General features: G+C 67.6%; 18 protein-coding genes and 1 pseudogene. 7 read left to right on the top strand and 12 right to left on the bottom strand.

What is annotated here, in order from left to right; genetic code table 11:
- Nucleotides 1–10: 10 nt before the first annotated feature.
- A complete protein-coding gene (locus tag NMQ03_RS06440; RefSeq protein WP_224025469.1) occupies nucleotides 11–1,510 on the bottom strand; it encodes an NAD-dependent succinate-semialdehyde dehydrogenase in 1,500 nt (499 codons plus the stop codon).
- A gap of 204 nt (nucleotides 1,511–1,714) precedes the next feature.
- Nucleotides 1,715–2,590: a 16S rRNA (cytidine(1402)-2'-O)-methyltransferase gene (gene rsmI, locus NMQ03_RS06435; protein ID WP_255174889.1), complete on the bottom strand. Its 876-nt coding sequence runs from the start codon at nucleotides 2,588–2,590 to the stop codon at nucleotides 1,715–1,717.
- A gap of 45 nt (nucleotides 2,591–2,635) precedes the next feature.
- Between rsmI and NMQ03_RS06430 the strand changes: the two genes are divergently transcribed.
- A complete protein-coding gene (locus NMQ03_RS06430; protein WP_255174888.1) occupies nucleotides 2,636–4,363 on the top strand; it encodes a dolichyl-phosphate-mannose--protein mannosyltransferase in 1,728 nt (575 codons plus the stop codon).
- 67 nt (nucleotides 4,364–4,430) lie between these two features.
- Nucleotides 4,431–6,260: a long-chain fatty acid--CoA ligase gene (locus NMQ03_RS06425; RefSeq protein WP_255174887.1), complete on the top strand. Its 1,830-nt coding sequence runs from the start codon at nucleotides 4,431–4,433 to the stop codon at nucleotides 6,258–6,260.
- Here the strand turns inward: NMQ03_RS06425 and NMQ03_RS06420 are convergent.
- Nucleotides 6,251–7,462: a TIGR01906 family membrane protein gene (locus NMQ03_RS06420; RefSeq protein ID WP_255174886.1), complete on the bottom strand. Its 1,212-nt coding sequence runs from the start codon at nucleotides 7,460–7,462 to the stop codon at nucleotides 6,251–6,253. The two genes, NMQ03_RS06425 and NMQ03_RS06420, sit on opposite strands and share 10 nt — an antisense overlap.
- A gap of 124 nt (nucleotides 7,463–7,586) precedes the next feature.
- A complete protein-coding gene (locus NMQ03_RS06415) occupies nucleotides 7,587–8,579 on the bottom strand; it encodes a stage II sporulation protein M (RefSeq protein ID WP_255174885.1) in 993 nt (330 codons plus the stop codon).
- An 88-nt stretch (nucleotides 8,580–8,667) separates the two neighbouring features.
- Here NMQ03_RS06415 and NMQ03_RS06410 point away from each other — a divergent pair, with 88 nt between their 5' ends.
- The gene (locus tag NMQ03_RS06410) at nucleotides 8,668–9,468 is read left to right on the top strand and encodes an RDD family protein (RefSeq protein ID WP_255174884.1); all 801 of its coding nucleotides are present in this window, start codon (nucleotides 8,668–8,670) and stop codon (nucleotides 9,466–9,468) included.
- Nucleotide 9,469: 1 nt separating this feature from the next.
- Here NMQ03_RS06410 and NMQ03_RS06405 read toward each other — a convergent pair whose 3' ends face one another.
- From NMQ03_RS06405 to NMQ03_RS06390, 4 genes are all read right to left on the bottom strand, one after another.
- On the bottom strand, nucleotides 9,470–10,708 hold the full coding sequence (locus NMQ03_RS06405; protein ID WP_255174883.1) for an Ig-like domain-containing protein: 1,239 nt from the start codon (nucleotides 10,706–10,708) through the stop codon (nucleotides 9,470–9,472).
- 64 nt (nucleotides 10,709–10,772) lie between these two features.
- Nucleotides 10,773–12,239, bottom strand: coding sequence for an adenosylhomocysteinase (gene ahcY / locus NMQ03_RS06400; RefSeq protein WP_255174882.1), 1,467 nt, complete (start codon nucleotides 12,237–12,239; stop codon nucleotides 10,773–10,775).
- Between the two features lie 75 nt (nucleotides 12,240–12,314).
- The gene (locus NMQ03_RS06395) at nucleotides 12,315–12,542 is read right to left on the bottom strand and encodes a Trm112 family protein (protein WP_159632512.1); all 228 of its coding nucleotides are present in this window, start codon (nucleotides 12,540–12,542) and stop codon (nucleotides 12,315–12,317) included.
- A 79-nt stretch (nucleotides 12,543–12,621) separates the two neighbouring features.
- The gene (locus NMQ03_RS06390; protein ID WP_255174881.1) at nucleotides 12,622–13,008 is read right to left on the bottom strand and encodes a DUF3499 domain-containing protein; all 387 of its coding nucleotides are present in this window, start codon (nucleotides 13,006–13,008) and stop codon (nucleotides 12,622–12,624) included.
- Nucleotides 13,009–13,126: 118 nt separating this feature from the next.
- On the opposite strand from NMQ03_RS06390, the gene NMQ03_RS06385 reads away from it, so the two are divergent.
- Nucleotides 13,127–13,639, top strand: a complete 513-nt coding sequence (locus tag NMQ03_RS06385) for a metallopeptidase family protein (protein WP_159632514.1) — start codon at nucleotides 13,127–13,129, stop codon at nucleotides 13,637–13,639.
- A gap of 58 nt (nucleotides 13,640–13,697) precedes the next feature.
- On the opposite strand, the gene NMQ03_RS06380 is transcribed toward NMQ03_RS06385, so the two are convergent.
- Genes NMQ03_RS06380 through NMQ03_RS06370 form a run of 3 tightly spaced genes read right to left on the bottom strand, consistent with a single transcriptional unit; the run spans nucleotide 13,698 to nucleotide 19,379 of the window.
- On the bottom strand, nucleotides 13,698–15,461 hold the full coding sequence (locus tag NMQ03_RS06380) for a DUF5719 family protein (RefSeq protein ID WP_255174880.1): 1,764 nt from the start codon (nucleotides 15,459–15,461) through the stop codon (nucleotides 13,698–13,700).
- The gene (locus NMQ03_RS06375; protein ID WP_255174879.1) at nucleotides 15,454–18,816 is read right to left on the bottom strand and encodes a glycosyltransferase; all 3,363 of its coding nucleotides are present in this window, start codon (nucleotides 18,814–18,816) and stop codon (nucleotides 15,454–15,456) included. Before NMQ03_RS06375 ends, NMQ03_RS06380 begins: the two co-directional genes overlap by 8 nt.
- 29 nt (nucleotides 18,817–18,845) lie before the next feature.
- Entirely contained in the window at nucleotides 18,846–19,379 is a 534-nt protein-coding gene (locus NMQ03_RS06370; RefSeq protein ID WP_159632517.1) for a WhiB family transcriptional regulator, read from the bottom strand.
- Nucleotides 19,380–19,769: 390 nt separating this feature from the next.
- Between NMQ03_RS06370 and NMQ03_RS06365 the strand changes: the two genes are divergently transcribed.
- Complete coding sequence (locus tag NMQ03_RS06365; protein ID WP_255174878.1) at nucleotides 19,770–20,471, top strand: TIGR03089 family protein; 702 nt, start codon at nucleotides 19,770–19,772, stop codon at nucleotides 20,469–20,471.
- A 13-nt stretch (nucleotides 20,472–20,484) separates the two neighbouring features.
- Here NMQ03_RS06365 and NMQ03_RS06360 read toward each other — a convergent pair whose 3' ends face one another.
- Complete coding sequence (locus NMQ03_RS06360) at nucleotides 20,485–21,045, bottom strand: GtrA family protein (protein ID WP_159632519.1); 561 nt, start codon at nucleotides 21,043–21,045, stop codon at nucleotides 20,485–20,487.
- Between the two features lie 222 nt (nucleotides 21,046–21,267).
- Between NMQ03_RS06360 and NMQ03_RS06355 the strand changes: the two genes are divergently transcribed.
- Together NMQ03_RS06355 and purE are read left to right on the top strand one after the other, a co-directional pair.
- Nucleotides 21,268–22,416 (top strand): 5-(carboxyamino)imidazole ribonucleotide synthase, encoded by a 1,149-nt coding sequence (locus tag NMQ03_RS06355; RefSeq protein ID WP_255175549.1) that lies wholly within the window; start codon nucleotides 21,268–21,270, stop codon nucleotides 22,414–22,416.
- Nucleotides 22,413–22,990 (top strand): annotated as a pseudogene (purE, locus tag NMQ03_RS06350) (5-(carboxyamino)imidazole ribonucleotide mutase). Before NMQ03_RS06355 ends, purE begins: the two are co-directional and overlap by 4 nt.
- Nucleotides 22,991–22,999 lie beyond the last annotated feature (9 nt).

The following is a 22,999-nucleotide window of genomic DNA, read 5'->3' as shown; positions in this document are numbered from 1 at the left end:
ACTGCCGGGCCTAGCCGGCGTAGGGGTCGGCGATGCCGATGTACTGCGTGTAGAGGTACTCCTCGATGCCTTCCAGGCCGCCTTCGCGGCCCAGGCCCGACTGCTTCACGCCACCGAAAGGTGCTGCAGCGTTGGAGATGACCCCGGCGTTCAGGCCGAGCATGCCGGTTTCCAGCCGCTCGCCCATCCGGATACCGCGGTTGATGTCCTTGGTGAAGACGTACGCCACCAGCCCGTATTCGGTGTTGTTGGCCAGCCGGACGGCCTCGTCCTCGCTGCTGAAGGTGATGATCGGGGCCACCGGGCCGAAGATTTCCTCGGACAGGATCCGGGTCCCCTCGGAAACGCCGGAGAGGATGGTGGGCTGGTAGAAGTAGCCCGGGCCCTCCACGGGAGCGCCGCCCAGGACTGCCTTGGCACCGGAGGCGAGGGCGTCGGAGACCAGCTCGTGCACCTTGTCCCGGCTCTTGCCGTCGATCAGCGGGCCCACCTTGGATTCGGGTTCGGTGCCCCGGGCGGTAGTCATTTCCTTCATCTTCGCGGCGAACTTCTCGGCGAATTCGGCCGCCACCGACTCATGGACGATGAACCGGTTGGCAGCGGTGCAGGCCTCGCCCATGTTGCGGAGCTTTGCGGCCATGGCGCCGGTGACGGCAGCATCCAGGTCGGCGTCCTCGAAGACCAGGAACGGGGCATTGCCGCCCAGCTCCATGGAGGTGCGCAGAACGTTTTCGGAGGCATCGGCCAACAGGCGGCGGCCAACCTCGGTGGAGCCGGTGAAGGACAGCTTGCGGAGGCGGGAATCCTTGATCAGCGGTCCCGTGGTGGCCCCAGCCGTGGAGGTGGGGATGACGTTGAGGACACCGGCGGGCAGGCCGGCCTCCTGCATGACGGCGGCGAACAGCTGGGACGTCAGCGGCGTGAGGTTTGCGGACTTCAGCACCATGGTGCAGCCGGCAGCGACGGCGGGCGCGATCTTGCGGGTGGCCATGGCCAGCGGGAAGTTCCACGGGGTGATCAGCAGGCAGGGGCCTACCGGCTTCTTGGCCACCAGCAGGCGGGACTTGCCGTCCGGCGACACCGAGTAACGCCCAAAGGCACGTACTGCTTCCTCCGAGAACCAGCGCAGGAACTCGGCCCCGTACGTCACTTCGCCGCGGGCTTCGGCCAGCGGCTTGCCCATTTCCAGGGTCATCAGGAGGGCGAAGTCTTCGGCCCGTTCCGTCACCAGGTCGAAGGCCCGGCGGAGGATTTCCCCGCGTTCGCGGGGCGGTACCTTCGCCCAGGACTCCTGGGCCGCCGCGGCAGCGTCCAGGGCCGCCGCACCATCTTCGGGACCGGCGTCGGCAATGCTCAGCAGCACCTTCCCGGTGGCGGGATCCTCGACGTCGAACGTCTTGCCGGACGCGGCGTCGCGCCACTCACCGTTGATGAGCAGCCCAGTGGGAACGGAGGCCAAAAGCCGGGTTTCGCGCTCGGCGGTAACGGCCGGCTGTGCAGTGACAGTCACGATGACTCCCTCGTCGGTAGGGTTGTGGCAGCCCGTCGCCGCGGCCGGAGTGACCGGGATCATGGGGCTGATTAACAGCCAGACTACTGCGGGCCAACCCCATGGTCTACGCCGTTGCGCACTGCGGAATCGCCGCCGTGCTGTGCAGCTGCACAGAGCAGCAGCACTGGCCCGGGAGTGGACCGGCCGGGGCCTTAACGGGCCTTAGCGGGCGGCGAGGACCGCTGAATAAAGCTCCCGCTTGCTGACCCGGACATCTTCGGCGACGGCGGCCACGGCCTCCTTCAGCCGGATGCCCTGGGCCACCAGTTCATTGACGGCCGCAACGTGGTCCTCCGGCGTCCCGGCCGCCTGTTCGGGCGCGCCGCCAAGCACTACGGCAATCTCGCCGCGAACCTCGTTGTCCTCAGCCCACTGGAGGAGCTCGCCCACGGTGCCGCGGATGACTTCCTCATACGTCTTGGTCAGTTCGCGGCACACTGCGATGGGCCGGTCCGGGCCGAACCTCTCCCGCAGGGCCCGCAGCATGGCTTCAAGCCGGTGCGGTGCCTCGAAGAACACCATGGTGCGCCGCTCCCCCGCAAGGTCCGCGAGGCGCGAGGCCCTCTCACCGGCCTTGCGGGGCAGGAATCCTTCAAAGCAGAACCGGTCGGTGGGCAGGCCGGACAGTGCCAGTGCCGTGAGGACCGCGGACGGCCCGGGGACAGCGGTAACCGGAAGTCCCGCGGCGATGGCCCCCTCCACCAGCCGGAAACCGGGGTCTGACACCGCAGGCATCCCGGCGTCGGTGACCATCAGAAGCGTGCTGCCTGCACGGACCTGGTCCAGGAGCTCAGCCGTCCGGGTGGCCTCATTGTGCTCGTGGTAGCTGATAACGCGGCCCGCAACGGCAACACCCAGGCTTTGGACCAGGCGGTGGAGCCGCCGGGTGTCCTCTGCCGCCACGATGTCCGCGGTGCCCAGCAGTTCCACCAGCCGGGCGGAGGCATCGCCGGTGTTCCCGATGGGAGTGGCGGCAAGGACGATCCGTCCCGCCGTCGAAGTGGCGGGCTCGGGAAGGGGGCTGGGGTTCGGGTCCACCCACCAAGCCTACTGCGGCCGGGTCTTCCAGCCGCAAAAGGTAGCATGGGGCTCGTGACGCAGACCTCGACGCGGCCCGCCGGGGCCGGGAAACCCAGCCCGGCGGCATCCCCTGCCGGCACCGGCGCCACTGCAGGGGAAAACGGCGGGAAAGCAGGCCGCCCCTGGATCAGACGGCCGAATGAAGCGTTCACGGCCGAGGCGCTGAAGACCAGGCTGATCGGTACCGGACCATCCTGGCGCGACTACCCGCCGTCGCTCCGGCTCTGGTACATCCTGGTCCCGGTGCTCACGGCCGTGGCCGGCGGCCTCCTCCGGTTCATCCGCCTCGAAGTGCCGCACAAGCTGGTGTTCGACGAGACGTACTACGTCAAGGACGCCTACTCCTACCTCATCAGCGGCTACGAACGCAGCTGGCCGGACAAAGCCAATGATTCCTTCAACGCCGGGAACCCCGATGTCCTGCTGAACACTCCCGAATATGTGGTCCATCCGCCGGTGGGCAAATGGATGATTGCGGCCGGCATGTGGCTGTTCGGGCCGGAGAACCCCTTTGGCTGGCGCTTCGCGGCAGCACTCACAGGCACCCTCACCGTGCTGCTGGTCTCCCTGATCGCCCTGAAACTGTTCCGCTCGCTTCCCCTGGCGGGCGCCGCGGGGCTGCTCCTCGCCGTCGACGGCCACCACCTGGTGATGTCCCGGACGTCGCTGCTGGACATCTTCCTCACGTTCTGGATCCTCGCCGCCTTCGGTGCCCTGCTGATGGACCGCGACGATGGGCGGCGCCGCCTGGCCGCCCGGCTGGCACGCGCCGCTGCCGCGAACGGCGGACAGCCCCCGGCCCGGGCCCTGCTGACGGGCCCATGGCTGGGGGTGCGCTGGTGGCGGGTTGCCGCCGGGGTCTGCATGGGCCTGGCGGTGGGAACCAAGTGGTCGGGCCTGTTCTTCCTGGCCGGCTTTGGCCTCCTCACCGTGCTCTGGGACCTCAACGCCCGGCGGGTGGCGGGCATCCGGGGCTGGATCAGCGGCGGAGCCATCCGGGACGGCATCCCGGCGTTCCTCGGCATGGTCCCGGTGGCAGGGATCGTCTACTCGGCGACCTGGACAGGCTGGTTCCTGTCGGACAACGCCTACTTCCGCCATTGGGCGGAAAGCAATCCTTCGGCAGAATGGGGATGGCTCCCGGACTCCGTGAGGTCCCTTGTCCACTACCACCTGGAAGCGTACAACTTCCATCAGGGCCTGAGTTCGGAGCACCCTTACCAGGCGAGCGCCTGGAGCTGGCTGGTCATGGGGCGGCCCACGTCGTTCTTCTATGAATCCCCGCCCCAGGGCACCCCGGGCTGTGACGTGGACAAGTGCACCTCCGCCATCCTGTCGGTCGGGAACCCGCTGATCTGGTGGCCGGCGGCCATCGCGCTGGTGGTCCTGCTGTTCTGGTGGGCGGGACGCCGGGACTGGCGCGCCGGGGCCGTGCTGGCCGGCGTCGCTGCGGGCTACGTGCCGTGGTTCATGTATCCGGAGCGGACCATGTTCTACTTCTACGCGGTCTCCTTTGAACCGTTCCTTGTCCTGGCCCTGGTGTACTGCCTGGGGCTGGTGCTGGGAAGGTCCTCGGATCCGCCGTGGCGCCGTCGCTCCGGCCTGTACCTGGTGGTCCTGTTCCTTGCTGCGGTATTGCTGCTCTCGGCATTCTTCTACCCGATCTGGACCGCCGAAGTGATCCCGTACGTCGACTGGAAAGTCCGGATGTGGATGCCATCCTGGATCTAGGGCAGGATGGCAACAGAGACCTGATGGAGCCGCTGCCGCGGCGTGGCAGCGGAAACGGAGACCTGCTGTGAGAGAAGCGAGTACCGAACTGCTGGTTGAGCTTGACGCCGGCAGCAACGTGACGGACCTGCTGCTGGAGCAGCACGCCGCCAACCCGGCCCACGCCCTGTACCGGCGGAAGGGCCCCAACGGCTGGGTGGATGTCACCGCGCAGAAGTTCCTGCAGGACGTCAGCGCCCTGGCCAAAGGCCTCATCGCCGGTGGCCTGGAGCCCGGCGACACCGTGGCCGTCATGTCCCGCACCTCCTATGAGTGGACGCTGGTGGACTTTGCCATCTGGTTCGCCGGCGGCGTCACGGTACCCATCTACGAGACGTCCTCCGCAAGCCAGGTGCAGTGGATCATCCAGGACGCAGGAGTCCGCCGCGTCTTCGCCGGCGACCGCGCCACGGTCCAGCTCGTCAGCGGCGTGGTGGCAGGTTCCGCCGAGCTCAGCGACCGCCTGGTCAACGTGGTGCGGATGGATTACGACGGCGAGGCCCCGGACCTTGCCAGCCTCGCCGCTGCAGGCACCGGAGTCAGCGATGCCGAGCTGGAGCGGCAGCGAAGCCGCGCGGGGCTGGCCGACCTCGCTTCGCTGGTGTACACCTCGGGCACCACGGGAAAGCCCAAGGGGTGCGAGATCACGCACGGGAACTTCGCCCTGGTGGCCCGGAACATCGTTGCGTTCCTGCCCGAAATCCTGCAAAAGGACCAGGCCCGCACCTTGATGTTCCTGCCGCTGGCCCACGTGCTGGCCCGGGCCGTCCAGGTGGTCTGCCTGGCCGCAGGGGCAACCCTGGGACACACCCCCGGTGCGGCGCAGCTGCTGGAAGACCTCGGCACGTTCCGGCCCACTTTCCTGCTGGTGGTGCCCCGTATCTTCGAAAAGGTCCGGGCAACGGCAGCGCACAAGGCCGCCGTGGCAGGCAAGGGGAGGCTGTTCGATGCCGCGGCAGCAGCCGCGATCGCGCACTCCCGGGAACTTGACCGGCAGAGCCGCGGCGAGGGTCCGGGTCCTGGGCTGCTGGTCCGGGCCCGGCATGCAGTGTACGACCGGCTGGTCTATCCGCGGCTGCGCCAGGCGCTGGGCGGAGAGGTGGGATACACCGTTTCCGGCGCCAGTGCGCTGGCGTCCGAGGATGCACACTTTTTCCGTGGCGTGGGCATTCCCGTCCTGGAGGGTTACGGGCTGACCGAGACCACGGCGCCCTGCACCGCCAACACGCCGTCCCGCACCAAGGTGGGAACCGTGGGGATCCCCATTCCAGGCACCACCATTCGCGTGGCTGAAGACGGCGAAATCCTGGTCAAGGGAATCGGCGTCTTCAGGGGCTACCACGGCAACCCGGCGGCGAACGCCGAGGCGTTCGTGGACGGCTTCTTCCGCACCGGTGACCTTGGTGTCCTGGACAAGGACGGCTTCCTCACCGTCACCGGCCGGAAGAAGGACCTGCTGGTCACTGCAGGCGGCAAGAACGTGGCGCCGGGGCCGTTGGAGGAAAAGATCCGCGCCCACCAGCTGGTGGGCCACGCGGTGGTGGTGGGCGACGGCAAGCCCTTCGTCTCGGCCCTGCTGACGCTGGACCCGGAAGGCGTTGCTGACTGGCGGTCCGAGCGTGGCCTGCCTCCGCTCCCCCTCAGTGAAGCTGCCGGTGACCCCCAGGTCCTGGCCGCCCTTCAGGAGGCAGTGGACCTTGCCAACCAGATGGTGTCCAAAGCCGAGTCGGTGCGGACGTTCAGGCTCCTGGACGCCGAATTCAGCGTAGAGTCCGGGCACCTGACGCCGTCACTGAAGCTGAAGCGGGCCGCCGTCGTCAAGGAGTTCCAGGCGGAGATCGCCAAAATCTACGGCTGATCCACCTTTTCCTGTTCCGCGTCCCCGCGCTTTTCCTGCGGTGCAACACCTCGGCGGCGTCGGGTGGGCCACGTGAGCACCAGCGTCACGATGGATGCCAGGAGCACCAGGGCGCCGATGCCGATGCCGGCGTCGATCCAGAACTGGCTGGGGAACAGCCTGATCAGGGTGTCGTCCAGGCTGAACGTCCAGGACCCGTCAGCGAAGAAGATCCGGTGGAACTCGGTGAAGAACTGCTGCCAGCCCAGCGCCGCCAGTGCGCCCAGGCCCAGGATGAGGACCAGCGTGATGATGGAGCCGGCGAAGAGGCCGCGCCGGACTCCGCCGGTGCTGCGCCTGCGCAGGTACAGGATTGCGATCAGCGCCAGGAGGAGCAGCAGCGCACCGGCGCCGAAGGTGGACATGATGACCGTCTTGACGTCGGCCATGTGGCTGACTTCGCCGTCCTTGAAGAGTTTTTCGCCGCCGCGCTGCACCAGATCGCCCAGATACCTCGGGCCGGCCCAGTTGAGGAGGTAGTCCACCGCGTAGGAGCCGTAGGTCATCCTGTCGTCGGTGCTGAAGCCATAGCCGTCGCCCGGGAAACCGGGACGGTTGTACTCCACCCAGAGGAAGAGCGGGGTGGTCACTGCGCGGACGGCAAGGATCAGGAGGATGAACGGGTAGATGATGGCCAGCAGGACCTGCATGACGCGGGGCGCCACAGGCTTGGCATTCGCGGCGCTTTCGCGCTGGGCGTTGCGGCGCTCCACTTCCTCCTCAGGGGGACGGACGTGCAGGGCGGAGGTGGGAAGGGGCTCGTTGAAAACCGGCGAAGCACTGCTGCCGGCATGCCCATCCGTGGACGTGGCGGCGGTCGGCAGGCCGGCGCCCGGCCGCAGCGGACGGGCCGCAGCGGGATTTCCCGTGGCGGAGGATTCGACGGCGGCTTCCGCAGCCTTTCGGTGTGCACGGCTTTCGGGTTGGGCGGCCTTACCCTCCGCCACGGACTCCTGCCGGTCAGGCCTGTCGCCGCCGGGTTCTCCCCCGCCGGACTTGTCGCCGCGGGGTTCTCCCCCGCCGGACTTGTCGCCGCCGGTCTTGCCGCCACCAGTGGGCGTCAGCCAGGAGAACGCGGGCTCATCGGAGTCCCCGGACGTATCCAGCAAAGGTTCCGGCTGCGGCGCAGCGCTTTTGGCGCGGACCGGTGTTTCGTCATTCACAGCAGCGTCACTTCCGTTGGGTTCCGCACCGGCCCCATGCCGCCGGTGCGATCGATTCTGCTTTCGAGCCTACCGTCCGGGACTTCCGCTGGGCGAGGAACCACCCCGGCAGGATTACAACGATTCAGGCAGCGATTTCCGTGTAGCCCGCGTCTTCCCGGCGGAGGTCGCCGCGTTCCCCGGCGAGGAATGCGCGCCTGCCCCACACCAGGACGTAGATCCAGTACGCGGCGAGGACTGCCGCACCGATGCCGATCCTGGCCCAGGCAGGCAGCGGACTGGGCGTGACAAAGCCTTCCACCAACCCCGAGACGAACAGTACGAAGACCAGCCCCACGGCCACCGTAACCAGCGACCGGCCTTCTTCCGCGACCGCCCGTCCCCTGGTCCGCGGCCCGGGCGAGACCATGGCCCAGAAGATCCGCAGTCCCGCGGCCGAGGCAACAAAGACGGCGGTCAGCTCCATCAGTCCGTGCGGCAGGATGTAGCTGAAGAAAACGTCCGATTTGCCGGCGGACGCGAAGATTCCGGCGGCAATGCCCACTCCCTGGGCATTGCCGAACAGGATCATCGGCACCCAGACCCCGGTGATCCCCAGGGCCACGGCCTGGGCACTGATCCACGCGTTATTGGTCCATACGGCTCCGGCGAAGGACGCTGCAGGGTTCTCCGAGTAGTAGTTGATAAAGTCCTGCTCCACGTACTGGGCGGCGGCGGTCTCAGAGGCTACGGCCCTGAGTGCCTCCGGTGACGTCCCGATCCATGCCGCGTACGCCGCGGCGATGAGGACGAAGGCTGCTCCACACGCCAACGTCAGCCAGGTCAGTCGGTACAGCGCAGCCGGCAGTGCCACCACGAAGAACCTCGCAAGGTCCGCCATGGCGTTGGACCGTGCACCGGTAAAACGCGTCCTGGCCTGGGCAAGCGTGGCGGAGAGGGATGCCGACAGCCCGCTTTCCGGGGCCACGGAACGGACCAGCGACAAGTGGCCGGACGTCGACTGGTACAGCGCCAGCAACTCGTCAGACTCGACGCCGGTGAGCCTGCCTTTTCCCGCGAGCTCCTGCAGCCGCGCCCATTTGTCGGCGTTAACGGCGGCGAAGGCATCCATGTCCACGGCTACAGCCTAGCGCCCGGCATTAGACTTTGACCGTCCGCACCATCGGACGGTCCATACCAGCAGCTGCGAAGGGCGGGGACGCAGTGTGAGCCAGATAATCACCGGCGAGGCAGTAGTACTCGAGCTGCGGCCCGCGAGCTTCGCTGCCCGGGCCCTGGGCCTGGTCATCGACGTCGTCGTCCATGTGGTCCTGCTCGTGTTAATCATGATTGGCCTGTCCATCGCCGGCGCTGACCTGGACGATGCAGCAGCGCGCGCCCTTGGCCTGGCCGCCGTCGTTTTTTGCCTGGTGATGGTGCCGGTGGGGGTGGAAACACTGACCCGGGGCCGGTCGCTCGGCAAACTGGCCACCGGCCTGCGGGTGGTGCGTGAGGACGGGGGCGCCATCCGCTTCCGGCACGCCGTGATCCGCGGGCTGACCGGATTCCTTGAGATTTACCTGACGTTTGGCGGGCTTGCCCTCGCCGTGGCACTCTTCAACGACAAATCCCGGCGGCTCGGCGACCTGCTCGCCGGCACGTACGCTGTGCGCAGCCGGGTTCCAGCGGAAGCGGCCGTCCGGGTTTTCGTGCCGCCGTACCTGCAGTCCTGGGCTGCCACGGCGGACATTGGACGTATCCCCGACGCCACGGCGCGCAGGGCCGCCCAGTTCATCCGCCAGGCCGGGCGGATGGCTCCGCTTTCCAGGGCAGGGATGGCCCAGGCGATCGCCGAGGAACTGTCGGCCCATGTGGCACCCGCCCCGCCAACCGGGACCGGTCCCGATGACTACCTGGCCGCCGTCGTCGCTGAACGCCGGAACAGGGAGTACACCAGGTTGACGCAGTCACGCCGGCGGAACACGGAGACAGGCCAGCGGCTGCAGCGCCTGCCCTTCGCCGATTGACTCAGTTGTCGTACTCGCTCCACGGAATGTTCCAGTCGCCAAACCCGTCGGTGTTCGCAGCATAATCACCCTCGGTATTGATGATCTGGACGACGTCACCGGTTCCCATGTTGTCGAACACCCAGGCTGCCCCGTCCGGGAGGAACCCGATGCAGCCGTGGGACACATTGGTGTTCCCGATGTACGGATAGGCGGACTCGAGTGCCTGGTGGATGTAGGCGCCGCTCAGGGTAAGGCGGATGGTGTATTCGACGTCGGCCTCACCGTAAAAGGCGGGGTCACCCGGTTTCAGGCCGATGCTGGCAGCCCTGAAGTGGTCGAACCGGTTCTTTTCCATCAGCACCGCGTATCCCTTGGCGGAAGGGAAGCGCTTGTCCCCCATGCTGACGGGCAGCGTCTTGACGGGCTGGTCGTTGACGCTCAGCGTGAACGTGTGGGCTGTGGCGTCCGCGACGGCCACCTTCTTGTCCCCAATGTTGACGTTCACCTTCTTGTTGAAGTTCGCGATCTGGCCGTTCCCAAGGTCGACGCCGAAAAGCTGCATGTCCATGGTGATGGTGGAGTTCGCCGCCCAGAAGTTCTCGGGCCGGTACCGGACCATGGTGTCGCTGTACCAGTGGAAGGCTCCGGCCTGTCCTGCCGTGGTGGTGACCTTGATGGCCTTTTCCACGGCGGCACGGTTGGTCACGGGCTCGCTGAAGATGATCTGCAGGGGCTGGCCGACGCCAACCTTCATGCCGTTCAGCGGATAGATGGCGGCGTCCGCCTCATGCGAGCTGGAGACGGTGTTGAAGGACTGGGTGGTGCTGGTTTCGCGTCCTGCAGTGTCCTTGACCACGTACGTGTAGCTGTACTCGGTATTGAACTCCAAGGGAGCGGTGGCGGACCACGACGTCCCACTGGGGTCAATGCTGCCGTCAATGGTCTTCCCGGCAGTGCTGGCGAGGGTGACACGCTGGATGATCCCGTTGCCTACCTTCAGGGACACCGGGGCGGCGGGATTGACCTGCTTGGCACCGTTGGCCGGGGCGGCGTCAAGCTTGACCGGCGGCACAACGGGCGATGCGATGCCCGGCGATGTCCGCAGTGCGGAGCCTGCCTCGGATTCAAGGGGTCCGCCCGCAAGGCCTGGAGCGACAGCGGCGAAAACCCCGCCCACGGCAGCCAGGACACAGACGGCCGCCACGGCAAGGACTTTCTTGGTGGTCCCCTTGCGACGGGGCTTTACATCAGGCTCCATGTTTTCGATCCTACGTGCAGAAAATAACGGCCCGGGCGCTTGAACGCGCCCGGGCCCTTACGTCTCAGTAACGATAGTGGTCAGGCTTGTAGGGGCTTACCACATCGATGTCCAGGTACTCCGCCTGGTCCTTGCTCAGTTCGGTGAGCTCAACGCCCAGGGCGTCCAGGTGCAGCCGCGCCACCTTTTCATCCAGGACCTTGGGCAGGACGTAGACCTTGTTCTCATACTCGTGCTGGTCCCGTTTGGTCCACAGCTCGATCTGGGCGATGGTCTGGTTGGCGAAGGAGTTGCTCATGACGAATGACGGGTGGCCCGTGGCGTTGCCGAGGTTCAGCAGGCGGCCTTCGGACAGGACGATGATGGACCGTTCGGTGGCGGTGCCTTCATCGAAGACCCATTCGTGGACCTGCGGCTTGATTTCGACCTTTTTGACGCCCGGGATGCGGGCCAGCCCGGCGATGTCGATTTCGTTGTCGAAGTGGCCGATGTTGCCCACGATCGCTTTGTTCTTCATACCGGCCATGTGCTCGGCCAGGATGACGTCCTTGTTGCCCGTGGTGGTGATGAAGATGTCGCCCTGCGCCAGGACGGATTCCAGCTTGGCCACCTGGTAGCCGTCCATGGCTGCCTGCAGCGCGCAGATAGGGTCAATCTCCGTGACGATCACGCGCGAACCCTGGCCGCGGAGGGCCTCGGCGGCACCCTTGCCCACGTCGCCATAGCCACACACGACGGCGACCTTGCCGCCCATGAGCACATCCGTGGCCCGGTTGATGCCGTCGGGCAGGGAGTGGCGGATGCCGTACTTGTTGTCGAACTTGCTCTTGGTCACGGAATCGTTGACGTTGATGGCAGGGAAGAGCAGCTTGCCCTGGTCAGCCAGCTGGTACAGGCGGTGGACGCCGGTGGTGGTTTCCTCGCTGACGCCCCTGATCGTGGCAGCGGTCCGGGTCCACTTCTGCGCGTCTGCGGCCAGGGAACGGCGCAGCACGTCGAGGAAGATGCCGTATTCCTCCGAATCCTCGGGATCCGCGGACGGAACGTTGCCAACGGCCTCGAACTCCACACCCTTGTGCACCAGCATGGTGGCGTCGCCACCGTCGTCCAGGATCATGTTGGGACCGAGCTCGGGGTTGGTTTCGGCGCCGGGCCAGGTGAGGATCTGTTCGGCGGTCCACCAGTATTCCTCAAGGGTCTCGCCCTTCCAGGCGAACACCGGCACGCCCTGCGGATCCTCGACGGTGCCCTTGCCCACCACCACGGCTGCGGCGGCTTCGTCCTGGGTGGAGAAGATGTTGCAGGAGGCCCAGCGGACCTCGGCGCCCAGTGCCGTAAGGGTCTCGATCAGCACGGCGGTCTGCACCGTCATGTGCAGGGAACCGGCAATGCGGGCACCCTTGAGGGGCTGGGTGGGGCCGAACTCCTCGCGGAGGGACATCAGGCCGGGCATTTCGTGCTCGGCCAGGCGGATCTGGTGCCGGCCGGCTTCCGCCAGCGAGATGTCGGCAACTTTGTAGTCAAAAGTCATGGGTGGTCCTTTGCTTGGTCCGGGTCCTGGTCCAGTCCCCGTGCTGCTGTTTCTGTGCGTGCGGAGGCAGGCGAACTAGTGCCCTGCCGCAGCGGGATCGTGCTGGTCGGAACCTGCCGAGGCTGCTGCAGCCAGCAGCTCCGGAGGCAGCAGCAAAGGGATCCCGTCCTCGATGGCGTACCGGTTCCTGACGCCCGTATCCCCGGCGGCGGTGGCCACCAGCTCCTCCCCCTCCTGGACCAGGGGCGAGCCGGTCACGGGGCAACGCAGGACGGACAACAGCTCGGGACTGATCTTTGGCATTTGTTCATGCTCCCTGGCGGGCGCGCTCGCGCCGGTAGCGGAAAAGATGTGCAGCTTCCAGCCTACCGCCAGATGGGGCTCAGGAAGGTTCCCGGAGGACCCGCAGGTGCCCCCGACGTGCGCCTTCGGTGACGGCCGGAGCTTCCAGGGCGGAATGGTGTGCCCGCTGGGCAGGCGCCTGCGGCTCCGGAGGGAGGGCGGCGGCGTCGCGAACAGCGTTGGCAAGCGCCAGCAGGTCATCGGGTCCCGGCTGCTGCGGGGTGGACGGCATTGCCAGGCGCAGTACTTCCCAGCCGCGGGGCACCGTCAAAGAATCAGCGTGCTGCTCGCAGAGATCGTAGCAGTGCGGTTCGGCGTAGGTGGCGAGCGGACCCAGGACGGCGGTGGAGTCCGCGTACACGTACGTCAGGGTGGCTACCGCCGACTGGCGGCAGGCAGACCTTGAACATTGACGGATAGCTCCCACGACATCACAGACTACCCCTTCGGCACCCAAAACCCGTGCATTGCAGGCAAGGCCCGACGCGCCCCCGGAGCAGAGGGGATGTATCGCGTAAATGCTCCCCCGGGTTTACAGTCGATGTATGCAGTCATCGAACCATGAATCAGGTTTTTCGGTCCGGTTGGCTGACCCGGATGCCCCCGCGGCATCGGGTGTGGAAACCGCCGGCAGGAGCTTCTCCAGGCGGCGCCGGAACCGGCACGGCCGCGGCCTCCGCGGCGAGGTGATGCTGCCCACCCATCCCGGATACCGCACGCGCGCCGACCGCTTCGACGACATGGTGCTGGACTCAGCCCAGCGGCTGCACGACATCTGGGGCAAGACCCTGGACGGCGTACGGTTTGGCGTGGATGAGATCCCGCCGGACCTCGAGCAGCTGGCCGCGAATGCGTCCACGCCACCCATGGGCTCCTACACACCCGCCGCGGGTGAAGACGGACCCATGATTACGGTGTACCGGCGCGTGGTGGAACAGGCGTGCTCCAGCGTCGAAGAGCTCCAGGACCTGGTCCACGACGTGGTGGTCGAACACACGGCGGAGATGCTTGGCGTGGCACCGGAGACCCTGGATCCCGTGTATCGCCGCCGCTACTGAACCGGCGCCGCCACGCAGAGCCCGGACCTCCGTCACCCCCTTAGTAGCGGGGGCCGCCTTAGTAGCCCAGCGTGACCGGCACCGTTTCCTGGCCCGCAGCAGCAGCCAGGAAGGCCAGGGAGGAAACATCGTTGCGGCCGTCCTGCCCCACGAGCACCGCTCCATAGGCGGCGTCACCGGAGGCGGAGACCACATAGCCCACCACGTCCGCGCCCTCGGCCTGGGCAGGAATGCTGATGGAGGCCGTGGTGCCGCCCGCTATGTCTGCGGAGGCCGCGGCACGCACCTTTCCGTCAGCCGTGATGGGGGCATAGGTAATGGTGGCCCTGGTATCCAGGACCCCGAACACCAGTTGGCGCTGGCCGCCCTTGGGGACTGGAACCACGTGCTGGCTGCCGAGCCGCACGGCCGATGCCGCCCACGCCACATCCGAGGCTTGTCCCGCCTGGAACCCGCGGCTCATCCGTGCCGCGGCGAGGAAGGAGACGTCGGATGAGGCGGCTACCGTGTACTGCCCGGCGGGTACCCCGGCCAGCGACACCTCGGTGGTTGAACCGGCTTTTGCGGTGATGACGCCGCCGGAGGGAAGCGCGTGCTGGCCGTCCCGTCCGTACAGCTTGATTTCCACCACAGCATCGGAGGCGCCGGGAACGGTCAGTTCGAGGGCCGGCCCGGCGTCACGGTACCCGGGCTGTGCCGTCAGGGCAGCGAGTCCGGCTGGGTCCTGGATGTCCACTCCTGTCATCACCTGACGGACCGCAGGGGCAGTCCCGGGGCTGATGTAGTCCACCCCGCCCGGGGTAAGGCCGCGCAGGAAGCTTTGCTGGATCGAGGCTGCAACCGGTCCACCGGCGCTGCGGACGTGCACGCTGAGCTGGGACTCGTTGGGTGCGAGGCCGGCGAGGACTACGCTGCGTGTGGTGCCGGGGGCCACCAGCAGCCCCCGGCTGCCGGGCGCCTGGATTTGGCCGCCCGAGCCGAACAGTTCAAGGCTCACCGTGGCTGGTGTGCTGGAGGCGTTGGTCAGCGCGAGGATGGAGGTGCGGCCAACCGTGGTGCTGGCACCCGCCAGCCATTGGTCGTTCGAGGGTTGCACGCAGGTGGCCGCAGCACTGCCCTGCAGGTCGCCGTCGGTGGCCGTGTATTTCATGGCGCCCGCGGCGGACGCATTTTGGTTTGCCACGGCGTTGGCGCTCAGGACGTTCACCTGGTCCACGGTGCGGTCCGCCACCACTCCGGCACGGAGTTCCTGGGGGGCCCCGGGCGTGGGCGCCGGGCCCGGGTCCTTGGCGATGTCGACGGCGGCCGTCCCATCCAGGTGCGCCATCCGGCTCCCCGGCAGCACACCTCCGGCGCTGAGCACTGCCGCACTGACCCGGGTTGCCGCAGTGGCCGATTCCGGCCGGAACTGGGCATCGGTGCCGGCCTCGGTGCCCTCCAGCAGCCGCGCAGGACCCGGGCACACGCCGAGGCTCGCCCCCGCGGGAACAGCGGCTTCGGCAGCCGGGACCGTCCGGCTGGAGGCAGGCTCGGGCATCAACGATCCGGCGGCCACCACAGCTCCGCCGCCGGCAAGAATCAGGACGCCTGCCGCCACTCCGGCGACGGAAGCGGCACGGCTCTTCCCGCCAGGCATCCGAGTGGAGCCGCGGCCGGACGAATTCCGGCCGCGGCCGGCTCCGGTTTCCGCCACGGCAAGCTCTCCGGCGGAAGCGGGTTTCCCCGCCGGTGCCGGCTGTTGGGCGGGCAGCGGCGCCTCGGCAGCGTCCGGCGCTCCGGCGCCGGCCCCCGCCTTGGCAGCCGGTGGGGTGTGCTCATGCATGTTGGTGTTCCTTACGCAGGGAGCCCTCGTCCCGTGAGAGGCCGGTCCGCGGCCGCCGGGCGGGCATGGGGATTGCGAGGATGACGGTGAGCCCAATCACCACGATTTGACCGGCAGCAGCCCAGAACGACCACGGGTTCTCGTAGCGGACCGTCAGCTGGCCGGTTGCGGGGAGGGTGAAGGCCTGTGCCCAGCCGGAGGTGGTGGAGGTCAGCTTCCGCCCGTCGAGCCAGGCACTCCACCCGGGATCCGCCCGCTCGGCAAGTACTGCCAGGCGGCCTTCCGGTCCCCCAGGGACAGCTGCGTCGACGTCGTCGGTGCCGGAAGCGACCAACGCTGTGGCCGAACCGCCGGCGTCAACAATACGGACACGGTGCGCCACGTCGGCGGCCTGGAGGCTCCGCTGGTTCAGCGGGCTGATCCGCCACAGCCAGCCGACGTCGGTCTGCCCCACGGCCACCAGGCCGGGGACTGCGTCCATCCGGCTTGCGGTCAGCTGGGCGGCGGTATCCGCGGAGCGGAGCACCACGAAGCCAACGCCGAGCTGTTCGAGGTCGGAACGGGGATCCACGCCCTGCCCCGCAACCATGGTGGCTACAACGCATCGGACGGCTGCGGTGACGTCGTCGTCGTCGCGCACTTCTTCAGCACCGGGGGCACCGATGATGTTTCGGGCGGAGGCGATGGCGGAGAGGCTGTCCAGCGTTGTGCCGGACCCGCGCATCAACGACGCGCTGAAGGTGCCGTCGTCTCCGGTGCTGAGCAGGAGGGTGCGCGTCTGTTCCGGACCGGTTCCGCGGTCTATGGCGGTGGCGGGAAGGGAGCGTCCGGTCGCGGCCTGCACCAGCCGCGCAGCACCCAGCGCTCCCCCGTTCCCGGACGCCGCAGCGGATGAAGCGGGTGGGACAGCCTGGGGTGCGGGTGCGGCAGCGGTGGCCGGACGCAGCAGGTTCTGCGCGGACCAGGCGGCCATGCCTGCCAGTGGCCCGGCCAGCAGTACCACCAGGCCGAGCGCCAGGACGGTGCGGGCCGCCGTCCCGGTCTTCGCGCCGTCACCGGAAGCCCGGTCGGCTGCGGACAGCAGTTGTTCGGCACCGAGGAGGGCGGCTGCAAGGAGGGCAAAGGACGCGGCGGACACTGCGGGTCCGGGGAATGGCGTCACCATGACATCCGCGCTCAGGCCGGTGGCAACGTGGCCTGCCAGCCAACCACCGGCCAGAGCAATGATGGAACCGGTCCAGAACCATCTGGCAGTCCGGGCGCGGCGTCCGGCGCTGAAGAGTCCCACAATGGCAAGGATCAACACCGGTCCTGCGATGAGCACGGCCAGCAGCAGGGCCCAGGGCGCTGTCCCGCCCGTGAAGGCCGCCAATCCCTGGAGGCCGCCGGCGGGGTCGAATGACAAGGGCTGGCCCAGGATTTGCTGCCACAGCGGAGCGGCGTCGAATCCCAGTGGGAGTCCCGGGTCGGCCAGGAGTGCACGCGGCCTGTCGAGTGTGGACAGTGCAAAGGGGACAAACAGGGCTGCGCTGGGCAGCAGCGCCCACCACACTGTCCGTCCGCGCCATCCCAGCAGGAGGCCGCACAGCACGACGACCACGGTGGCGGGGATGAGCAGGGAGGGCGCCGACGCGGTGGTGACCGCCAGCGCCAGGCCGGCAGCTGCGGCCGCTGTCCACGACGGGACTCCGTTGATGCCCGCCTTGGCCGGGAGTTGCTCACCAGCCGGGTAGATGGACGCCGCGGTGGTGCTGAACCGTCCGTGTCCAACGGCCGAGCCCGTTGCGCGCAGCAGGCCCAGGACGACCAGCGGCAGCATGATGTGCGCGATCAACGCCCCTGCCCGCCCCTGGTTCAGCGCGGCCTGGAGCGCCGGTGCGGCAGCCCAGAAGATTGCGGCCGCGAAACGGAGCCGGCGGCGTTCGGTCACCCCGCCGGCGGCGAACCACGCGGTGAGTCCGGACAGCGGGGCACCGAGCAGAAGCAGCCAGGCCATGGCGGCGTTGGCATCGCCTCCGCCGGAGAGGCCGATGACCCACAGGACATAGTCGAAGGGATCGCCTCGGCCGGGAAGGCCCGCACCCAGGCTGATCCACCAGCTGGAGGCGTTGTGCCAGATGTCCCCCAGCCCCGCGGACACGGGGATCAGGGCGCCGCCGGTTACAGCCTGGGCCCGGAACAGTCCTGCCAGCGCCAGCAGCGAGGCCACAGACGCGATGATGACGGCTGCCAGGGCACCGTTGCCCACCCAGCCGCGCTTGCTGGTGGCGAGGGCGGCAAAGTCGTCCGCGGCGTCGCCGGTGGGCTGGTGCGCGAGCGGATCCTGCACGAGGTGGTCGGCGCCTGACCCGTCGGATCCCAGCGCCTCCATCAAGGACCGGCGGTGGCTCCACACCTCACGGCGCGGGGTCTGGAGCTTGCGGATGACGGAGCGGCGGATGCGGCGCGTACGTTTGGCTGCCCGGCGGGCCTTGGCCACGGCCCTGGGCCGCCCCAGGGCGGCGGACGTGGCAAGAAGTTGGGAGATGCCGTGGCCGGGGTCTTTGACCACGATGCTCAGGACCAGCTTGAAGAGGCTGCCAAGCAATGCGCCGAGGCCATGGATGGGAACCATCCACAGCGGGCTGTGCTTCAGGCGCAGGTGGACCTGCGCCTTGCGGGCTGCGGATGGGTTGCCCAGGGCGTGCGGCCGGTGCGCCACATGAAACATCCTGGCCGCGGGCACCACCACCACGCGGTGTCCCGCCAGGCGGTTCCGCCAGCAGAAGTCGACGTCGTCGCCGCTGCCGGGGAGGGCGGGATCGAAACCGCCCAGGTGTTCCCAGACGTCGCGGCGCACCAGCATGCCGGCGGAATTCACGGCGAAGGTATCGGTGCGTCCGTCGTATTGGCCCTGGTCCATCTCATCGGCGTCGATGAGCGTAAGCCGCTCGGCCCACCTGCTGGTGGAAAGGCCCACGTCCATCAGTTTCCGCGGCGAATGCCAGTCCAGTTGCTTGCAGCCGGCAACAGTCACCGAGGGTGCGCGCTCCACAGCGCCCAAAAGTTCCGCGAGGGCTTCCGGCGCGGGCGCGGCGTCGTCGTGCAGCAGCCAGATCCACTCTGTCCGGCCACCGTCGGCGTTTCCGTCGAAGGGCACCAGCGCTGAAAGCGCGGCGGAGACGGCGGCACCCATGCCGCCTTTGCCCCGGGGTTGGCTGAGAACGGCGGCGTCGCCCAGGGCCTCCCTGAGGAGGCTGCAGGAATCGTCGCCGGAGCCGGTGTCGACGCCAACGGCACGGTCAGCCGGGCGGGTTTGGGCCGCCAGGGCTGAAAGGGTTCTGGGCAGATAGGCACTGCCGTTGTGGGCAACCACAACGGCAGTGACATGGACGTCCTGAAGAATTAGATTGCTCGCTTCCTTAGCCGCCGGCGCTCACGCTCGGAAAGGCCTCCCCAGATACCGAACCGTTCGTCATTGGCCAACGCGTACTCAAGGCACTGGGACCTCACGTTGCAGGCGCCGCAAACCTTCTTGGCATCGCGGGTGGAGCCGCCCTTTTCGGGGAAGAAGGCCTCCGGATCCGTCTGTGCGCACAGAGCGTCCGTCTGCCAGCCCAGTTCACCTTCGTCGTCGAAGTCCTGCTGGAGCGGCAGCCCGATCCAGACCGGCTGGGCCGTCCCGGCGGCAGCAATTTCCATGGGCGGATCGAGGTCGTCTTCCGGCTCCGCGCCGCCGTCCAGGAGGGCTTCATGCGCTGCAAGGAACGCCGTAGCCTGGTCTTCGAGGACGCTGGTGGAATTCCTGTTGTACCGCTCCGCAGCATCAGGATCGGCGGGATCCACGTACCAATCGCTGGGCACCCCCCGCGCACGGTACTTTGCCGTTGCCTGACCGGCCACGACGGCATCTTCCTGGATACGCTCTGCTTGCCCCACGGCGACCCTCCTGATGTTTCAGCCACTGCCTGGATACGTGGACACTCGGCTGTGTGCCGGTATTTACGCAATTGCTTTAGTTACCTAATTACACGTGTGTAACTAGGGCTAGTCAAGCCGCTGCCGGGATAATAGACAGTCCCGGTTCAGAAGTTTGCGTACGCCACGCCCGGGATTTTCCCCGGCCCCGGCGTGGCGGGGACGGCAGCGTGGCGTTAGGGGCCTGAAACCCCTCCAAAACGCAGGGCTGGCGGGGAAAATACCCGGTCTTCGCCGAAATAGCAAGCACACTTAGCAACGATAGTGATTAACACCACTTCCTGTTGCGTGCGAGGGAAACGCCGCTGCCGCCGGATGACCGGGGCAAAACCGGAGTGGCAGGATGAAACCATGACGACAACCCCCGCAATCGACCTGATGGGCACCCTTCGCTCGGGCAACTCCACGGCCCCACGCCTCACGTGGTACGGCCCAGACTCGGAGCGGGTGGAATTGTCCGGACGGGTCCTGGACAACTGGGTGGCAAAGACCAGCAACCTGCTCCAGGACGAACTGGACGCGGAGCCGGGCATGCGGCTGCGGCTTGCCCTTCCGGCGCACTGGAAAGCCATGGTGTGGGCGCTGGCCGGCTGGCAGCTTGGCCTGGAAACAGTATTCGACGGCGGCCCGGCCGACTTCCTCGCCACGGACGATCCCACTGCGGCCACTGGGCAGCATGGCGCTGTCATCGCCGTGGCGCTCCCCGCCCTCGCCATGCGGTGGGCCGGCGGTCTTCCCGCGGGTTGGATCGACTACGCGGCCGAAGTGCGTTCCCACGGGGACGTGTTCATGCCGCACACCGATCCGGATCCGGCAGGCTGCGCCCTCCGGACCGCCGACGGGCATACCGTCCCCCACCGGGACTTGTTGACCGGTTTTGCCCTGCAGCATGAGGACGGCGCCAGGGTTCATATCCCCGCAGACCGGGGACTCGAATCAGCGTTGTCCAGTGCGCTGGGAGCCTGGCAGCGCGACGGTTCGGTGGTGCTGACCCATCCCGATGTGGCCCTCACCGACAAGCTGCGCGCGGACGAACGCATCCACGGCAGCTAGCAGCTGGTGAGCGCTAGGCCTGCGGGCCGCCGTCGGCGGAAGTAGGCGCCGGACGCTCCGCCGCGCGTGCGGGCTCGCGGTGCGGGTGGGCTTCGATGATTTCGTGGTCGTGGGAGAATTCCGGCTCCTGGTCCAGTTCCTGGTTGAAGACCAGGAACCGGTACGCGAAGAAGCGGACAACCGTGGCGACCAGGATGCCGGCCACGCCCGCGAGGAACAGCAGGTTCTTGTCGTCGATTCCCATCCAGTACTTGGCCAGCGCCGTAAACCCGGTGGAGATGCCGATGCCAATGCCGTTGATGATGACGAACATGATGAACTCGCGGAGCACGTTGGCCTGGCGGCGGTGCCGGAAGGTCCAGAAGCGGTTTGCCACCCACGAGAAGACCGTGGCAACGGTCGCGCCCACAAATCGTGCCTTCGCCTCGCTGTCCGACATGGGGCCGTGCATCAGGTAATAGGTCAGGCCGTTGTCAATGACGAACGCCACACCGCCCACCGCACCGAACTTGGCCACCTCACGCCAGAAGAGTGAGGCGAGCCCCCGGATACGATCTGCAAGTGCACTAAACATGACCCTCCATGGCCGCGACGAACTGTGGGCCACTCGGCCAAAGGTCCATTTTAGCCCCCAAAGCTTTGAGCCGCCCGGCAGAAGCAGGTGACCTATGTCCCGCCCATGGAAAATACCGTTCCCCCGCCGGGCCGTAAAAGCGGGATCGGGCCCGTCTTCGGTAGGCTGGCAGATGTGACTTTTCCAGTGATAGGCGTGGTTGGCGGCGGCCAGCTCGCGCGAATGATGGCCCCTGCCGCTACAGCACTCGGCTTTGAACTGCGTGTCCTCGCTGAAGGTGAGGACGTTTCGGCAGTGTCGGCCGTCCCTGCCACACCGGTGGGCGATTACAAGGACCTGCAGACACTCCTGGACTTCGCAGAAGGCCTGGATGTGATGACGTTCGACCACGAGCACGTACCGACGGACCACCTCCGCGCCCTGCAGGATGCCGGAGTTAACGTCCAGCCCGGACCGGATGCCCTGGTCCATGCCCAGGACAAGCTGGTCATGCGTGCCGCCATCGACCGGCTGGAACTGCCCAATCCCGCGTGGGCGTCCGTGGCGGACGTTGACGCGCTGGTCCGCTTCGGGGACGAAACAGGCTGGCCCGTAGTACTGAAAACCCCCCGGGGCGGCTACGACGGCAAGGGTGTGCGGATCGTCGCCTCAGCCGAAGAGGCCGCGGAAGCCGCTGACTGGTTTGCCGCCATGAGTCCCCTGCTGGCCGAGGCGAAGGTCGAGTTCACCCGCGAACTCTCCGCGCTCGTGGCCCGCACCCCCGACGGCGAGGCCCGCGCCTGGCCCGTGGTCCACACCATCCAGGTGGACGGCGTCTGCGACGAGGTGATCGCACCCGCGCTGGACATCCCGCTGGAGGTTGCTGCCGCAGCTGAGGACGCAGCATTGCGCATCGCCGCCGAGCTTGACGTCACCGGCGTCCTTGCCGTGGAACTGTTCGAAACCCCGGGCACAGGGGCTGGCTTCCTGATCAATGAACTGGCCATGCGGCCGCACAACACCGGCCACTGGACCCAGGACGGTTCCATCACCAGCCAGTTCGAACAGCACCTCCGCGCAGTCCTGAACCTGCCGTTGGGTGCCACCGACGCGCTGGCACCCGTGACCGTTATGAAGAACTTCCTGGGCGGAGACAACCAGGATCTGTACTCCGCCTACCCCATGGCGCTGGCCACCGAACCTGCTGCCAAGGTGCACTGCTACGGCAAGTCGGTGCGGCCCGGGCGCAAGATCGGCCACGTCAACCTGATGGGCAGTTCGACGACGGAGGTGGACTCCGTCCGCCGCCGGGCCACGGCCGTGGCGGGCATCATCCGTGACGGGCGGGTTACCACCGAAGAACCTTCCGCAATTTTCGAGGAGAACGCATGAGCGCCGAAGCCACCCCCGCCGCCGGTTCCGCCGCGGGCCCCCTGGTGGGCCTGGTCATGGGCTCCGATTCTGACTGGCCGGTCATGGAGGCTGCGGCGGACGCCCTGGCCGAATTCGGCATCCCCTTTGAAGCCGACGTCGTCTCCGCCCACCGGATGCCCACCGAGATGATCCGGTACGGCCAAACCGCGCACGAGCGCGGGCTGCGCGTCATCATTGCCGCGGCGCGGCCCACCTGCCAGGCATGCTTGCCAGCGTCACGCCCCTGCCGGTGATCGGGGTTCCTGTTCCCCTGAAAACCCTTGACGGGATGGACTCCCTGCTCTCCATCGTCCAGATGCCGGCAGGCGTGCCCGTGGCCACGGTTTCCATCGCCGGTGCCCGCAACGCAGGGCTCCTGGCCGTGCGGATGCTGGCGTCCGGCACCGATGAACTTGCCGCGTCCCTGCGCTCCGATCTCCTCGACTTCGCTGCGGACCTGAACGCCGTCGCCGCCCGCAAGGGCGCGAACCTGCGGCAAAAAGTCAGCGAAGTCTTCCCCGGCGGCTCCAGCGCTCTTCGGGGCAGCCGTTAGGGCGCCGGG

This window comes from Arthrobacter sp. DNA4, assembly GCF_024362385.1.
In the GTDB taxonomy this organism is placed as follows: Bacteria; Actinomycetota; Actinomycetes; order Actinomycetales; family Micrococcaceae; genus Arthrobacter.
This window is presented reverse-complemented; position numbering and strand designations above follow the sequence as displayed.